This window comes from Ectobacillus funiculus (assembly GCF_004138295.1).
Classification (GTDB): domain Bacteria; phylum Bacillota; class Bacilli; order Bacillales; family Bacillaceae_G; genus Ectobacillus; species Ectobacillus funiculus.
The window spans coordinates 1-555 of the sequence record NZ_SCFM01000127.1 but is presented as its reverse complement, the minus strand read 5'-3'; the positions used below and the strand labels follow the sequence as shown (position 1 = coordinate 555).

General features: G+C 38.4%; 1 protein-coding gene. It reads right to left on the bottom strand.

Annotated elements, in window-relative coordinates; genetic code table 11:
* The coding region (locus tag EP737_RS25155; protein ID WP_205651026.1) for a 5-deoxy-glucuronate isomerase at window positions 1–334 on the bottom strand (334 nt) is incomplete at its 3' end.
* Window positions 335–555 lie beyond the last annotated feature (221 nt).

Sequence of the window (555 nt, the reverse complement as noted above, 5' to 3'; positions counted from 1 at the left end):
ATAATGCTACGCGAGCTTGGCTAACTCCCTCTACTTCAAAACGTCGATCGTTTGATACATATACACTGTCTGTTGGTACTTTTTCGAATACGCTTTCACGAGTACCTAAGTTTTCAAACACTTCTTCACCATCTGTGACATTGATTTTTCCTGTCACGGCTACGATGCAGCATTCTTGCTTTCCTAATACTTCTGAATATTTAGCACCTGGAGCTAAATCAACTATTTTAAACCCAACATATTCTAATGGGGAATTTTCTGTCGTTACGTCTTGAACAATAGTGACTCCTTGAGACACTTCGTTCTGTTCTGGTTTTCTAAGCAATTTACTCATGCTATACCTCCAACCGTCTTAGCATCCCTTGACAGGCTGCTCTACAAGCTTTTTATTAGCAACCAGTCCATATACTTAGCAAATATAATGGACCGGTTGCTTCAACTTCTAATAATGAACCACCTATTATTAATCTAACAAAAGTTTTGACGAACTAAGAACAACACTTTTTACTCAAATGTAGGTGCTGCGTAGCGTGCTGTTACTACTTTTTTACGTGT